Raw genomic sequence first — 4,272 nt, 5'->3', positions numbered from 1 at the left:
ACTACCTTCTCAGTGCGCGAAGTGGCGCGCTCCGGTCAGGTAGACGGTGACGCCCGCCTCGCGGGCCAGATCGATCGTCTCCTGATCGCGAACCGACCCACCGGGCTGCACGATGGCCCGCACCCCGGCCTGGATCAACTGCTGCGGCCCGTCCGGGAAGGGGAAGAAGGCGTCCGAGGCCGCCACCGACCCCTTGGCCCGGTCCCCTGCGCGCTGCACCGCGAGCTGCACCGCGTCCACCCGGTTCACCTGCCCCATGCCGACGCCGACCGAGGCCCCGTCGTCGGCGAGCAGGATGGCGTTCGACTTCACCGCGCGGCAGGCCCGCCAGGCGAAGGCGAGGTCGGCGAGGGTGGCCGGGTCGGCGGGCTCGCCCGCCGCCAGCGTCCAGTTCGCCGGGTCGTCACCGGGGGCGTCCAGGATGTCCCGCTGCTGCAGCAGCACCCCGCCGCTGATCGGGCGCAGCTCGGCGCCCGCCCGCTGCGGCGCCGCGGCGACCAGGATGCGCACGTTCTTCTTGCGCTGCAGCACCTCCACCGCGCCGTCCGCGTAGCTCGGCGCCACGATGACCTCGGTGAAGACCTCCGCCACCTGCTCCGCCATCGCCACCGTGACCTCGCGGTTGGCCGCGATGACGCCGCCGAAGGCACTCACCGGGTCACAGGCGTGCGCCTTGCGGTGCGCCTCGGCGATGTCGGCGCCGATCGCGATGCCGCACGGGTTGGCGTGCTTGATGATCGCCACCGCGGCCGCGTCGTGGTCGTACGCGGCACGCCAGGCGGCATCGGCGTCGGTGTAGTTGTTGTACGACATCTCCTTGCCGTGCAGCTGCTCCGCCTGCGCCAGCCCGGTGCGGCCGTCGCCATCGGTGTAGAGCGCCGCCGACTGGTGCGGGTTCTCGCCGTAGCGCAGCACCGCGGAGCGCTCCCAGGTGCCGCCGATCCAGGCCGGGAAGCCGTCGGGCTCGGTGCCCGCGACGCCGGGCACCCGGACGTTGAGCATCCAGCTCGCCACCGCCACGTCGTAGCTCGCGGTGTGCTGGAACGCCTTCGCGGCCAGCGCGGTCCGCTCGGCGAGGGTGAAACCGCCCGCCTCGATCGCGGCGTGCACCGCGGCGTAGTCGCCGGTGTTCACCACGACCGCCACCGACGGGTGGTTCTTGGCCGCCGCGCGCACCATGGACGGGCCGCCGATATCGATCTGCTCGACGCACTCGTCCGGGGTGGCGCCGCCCGCGACGGTCTCGGTGAACGGGTACAGGTTCACCACGACCAATTCGAACGCCTCGACGCCGAGCTCGGTGAGCTGCGCCAGGTGCTGGGGGCGCCTGGTGTCGGCGAGGATGCCTGCGTGCACCCGCGGGTGCAGCGTCTTCACCCGGCCGTCCAGGGTCTCCGGGAAACCGGTGAGCTCCTCCACCTTGGTCACCGGGATGCCCGCGGCGGCGATCCGGCCCGCGGTGGAGCCGGTCGAGACGATCTCGACGCCCGCCGCGTGCAGCCCGGAGGCCAGCTCTTCCAGCCCCGTCTTGTCGTAGACGCTCACCAGCGCCCTGCGGATCGGCCTGCGGTCACTCACCGGTGTACTCGCTCATCTGGGATTACTGCCTTTCGTCCGTCGGAGACAATGCCTCGGGTGGCGATGCAGGCGACGACCTCCGCCAGCAACCGTCGCTCGACAACCTTGATGCGCTCGTGCAGCGTGCCCTCGTCGTCGTCGGGCAGCACCGGCACCGGCTCCTGGGCCAGGATCGGGCCGGTGTCGACGCCCGCGTCCACCAGGTGCACGGTCGAGCCGGTGACCTTGACGCCGTAGGCGAGCGCGTCCCGCACGCCGTGCGCGCCGGGGAAGGCGGGCAGCAGCGCCGGGTGGGTATTGACGATCCGGCCGCCGAAGCGCTCCAGGAAGGCGGGGCCGAGGATCTTCATGAAGCCCGCCGAGACCACGAGGTCGGGGTCGTGCTCCGCGACCGCGGCGGTGAGCGCGCGGTCCCAGGCGGTGCGGTCGGGGTACGCGCCGAGCGGAACCAGGAAGCTCGGGATGCCCGCGGCGTCGGCGTGGCCGGTGGCGGCGCACTCGCGGTCGACCCCGACCGCGACGATCCTGGCCGGGTAGCCCGGGGCTGCGGCGGCCGCCAGCAGCGCGGCGAGCAGCGAACCGGTGCCCGATGCGAGCACGACGACGGTGGCGGGCACCGGGTCGACAGACGGTGACGTCAGCGCTCTACTCCTGCGTGAGATGGACGGCGGCAACGTGATCGTGGGCCGAACACCGCCGACCAGAAGCCTAACGACCCGGGGTGCGGCCACCCTCCGGCAGGTCGGCATCCACGACCTCGGCGTCCACGATCTCCGCGGTGGCCGGGCCCGGTGCGGGCGGCGTCTTCGCGTTGACGACGGCCTCCTCGTCGTCGACGAGCTCGGCGACGAGCGGCTCCTCGGCGTCCGCGTCGAGGTAGCGGGCGCCCGGGTGCTCCGGGTCGTCGTCGGCGCCGTCCGGCGCGGCCGGGTCCGGTGCCGCGATCACCGCGCGGGGTTGCGGCGGCGGGCCGTCGGCGGCCACCGCACCCGGAGTGGGGGCATCGGTGCGCCGGTCGGCTCCCTGTTCGGCGTCGTCGCGCCGGGCCCCGTCCTCGCGCGCGGCGTGCTCGGCAGCGTGGTACTCGGTGTCGTCGCGCCCGGTGTCGTCGCTCTCGGCATCGGGGTCGGCGTCCTCGTACTCGTCGCGGTGGTAGCCGTCGGCGTCGTACCCGTCTTGGTCGAAGCCGTGCCGGTCGAACCCCTCCGCGTCGTAGCCGTCCTCGTGCAGCCCGTCCTCGTGATACCCGTCCGCGTCGTACCCGTCGCTGTCGTAGCCGTGCGAGTCGTATCCGTGCGGGTCATAGCCCTCGCGGTCGTACCCGTGCGGGTCGAAGCCGTCGCGGTCGTACCCGTCCCGGTCGAAGCCACCGGCGTCGAAGCCGTAGTCGTCATACTCGCCCGCGGGCGGCGGCGCGGAGGCCGCCACCGCCCGCCGCCTGCGCGGGCGCCGCAGCTCGAGGTTCCAGCGCCTGCCGAGGACGAGCCCGGCGTACCCGAAGACCGCGAACCAGGCGAGCGCGACCACCGCGAAGGCGGGCAGCAGCATGCCGACCCGCCCGACCTCCCCGAGCTGCCCGCCGCTCACCGCACCGAGCAGCAGCAGCGCCAGCGTGGCGCTCCCGGCGGCGGTGAGCGTGGCCCAGGGCGCGGTGAGCCGGTCCTCGGAGCTCCGCGCCGTCTCCAGCCCGCCCAGCGCCCCCACCGCGGCGGGCAGCACGAGCAGCACCGGCCACCAGCCCGCCGCGGGGCCGGTCGGCACCGCACCGAGCACCGGGAGCCCGGGCACCGCCCCGCCGACCACCCCGAAGAGCCCGAACTCGGCGCCCCCGAGCTGCGCGCCGGGCCCGAGCAGCACACCCACCGTCGCCACCACCACATTGGGCAGGTAGCCGATCGACAGCAGGGTCAGCCCGAGCACGCCGACCACCCCGTCCGCGCCCGCATAGGCGTCGAGCACGGCGGAGCCGCGCGCGAGCAGCGCGAGCAGGACCACGGCGGCCGCGCAGGCCAGCATCCTGACCACGATCAGCCCGCCCGCGCGCAGCCCGGCGAGCACCCACTCCGGCACCGCGGGCAGCGGCAGGTCGACGTCGGGCAGCCGGGTCGCGATCCCGGCCACCGCGGCGAGCAGGTGCCAGAAGAACACCAAGGCGAAGGCGGCCAGCGGGTTCGGCGGCTGGAGCGCGACGACGGCGGAGGCGTCCTCGGTGACCGCGATGCAGATGGAGGTGACCACCAGCGGCCCGAGCAGCGCGGCGCCGAGGATCCAGGCGAGGTCGACCCGGTTCGCGCCGGGCCGGACGGCGTGCGCGCACTCCCGCGCGGTCCCCCAGACCAGCAGCCCGGTGGCGAGCAGCGGCAGCGCGCCGAGCGTGGTCTTGCCGATCGTGAGCGGCACCTGGTGGATGGCGAGCCAGCTCGCGGCGATCGCGCCCGCCCCGCCCTCGGTGCCGCTGCCCGCGGCGAGCAGGGTGGTCATGACGAGCACGGCGGCGATGGTCAGGGCGAAGGTGGCGGGCCGCGCGGCGACCAGCACCAGCACCCGCGCCCGCTCCGGGGTCAGCGCCCAGCCGCCTTCGGGCCCGCCGGAGCCGTCCGGCCCGCGACGGGTCGGACGGCGGCGTTCGGCCGTGGTTCTGGGGGCGCTCATGGGACCTCAGCGTGGCACCGGCCCCGGCGCGCCGTCGTCAGG

The 4,272-nt window shown here is 74.7% G+C and carries 3 protein-coding genes; all 3 read right to left on the bottom strand.

Annotated features, from left to right (window positions below; translation table 11 throughout):
• Positions 1 to 9 precede the first annotated feature (9 nt).
• The 3 genes from purH to ACFUUZ_RS31470 are packed head-to-tail and all read right to left on the bottom strand — an operon-like array spanning position 10 to position 4,230.
• A complete protein-coding gene (gene purH / locus ACFUUZ_RS31480; RefSeq protein ID WP_378702655.1) occupies positions 10 to 1,578 on the bottom strand; it encodes a bifunctional phosphoribosylaminoimidazolecarboxamide formyltransferase/IMP cyclohydrolase in 1,569 nt (522 codons plus the stop codon).
• The gene (gene purN / locus ACFUUZ_RS31475) at positions 1,575 to 2,258 is read right to left on the bottom strand and encodes a phosphoribosylglycinamide formyltransferase (RefSeq protein WP_378702657.1); all 684 of its coding nucleotides are present in this window, start codon (positions 2,256 to 2,258) and stop codon (positions 1,575 to 1,577) included. The genes purH and purN overlap by 4 nt, the downstream gene beginning before the upstream one ends.
• Before the next feature lie 28 nt (positions 2,259 to 2,286).
• Complete coding sequence (locus tag ACFUUZ_RS31470) at positions 2,287 to 4,230, bottom strand: DUF6350 family protein (RefSeq protein ID WP_378702653.1); 1,944 nt, start codon at positions 4,228 to 4,230, stop codon at positions 2,287 to 2,289.
• Between the last annotated feature and the right edge of the window lie 42 nt (positions 4,231 to 4,272).

The sequence above is a fragment of the Nocardia sp. NPDC057353 genome, from assembly GCF_042667085.1.
Classification (GTDB): Bacteria; Actinomycetota; Actinomycetes; order Mycobacteriales; family Mycobacteriaceae; genus Nocardia.
Note: the sequence above shows the minus strand (reverse complement) of the source record. Positions and strands in the feature narration are given on the sequence as shown.

Excerpts from the sequence above, each read along its gene's own strand:
- ACFUUZ_RS31470 (WP_378702653.1), bottom strand. The coding sequence starts at position 4,230 with ATGAGCGCCCCCAGAACCACGGCCGAACGCCGCCGTCCGACCCGTCGC.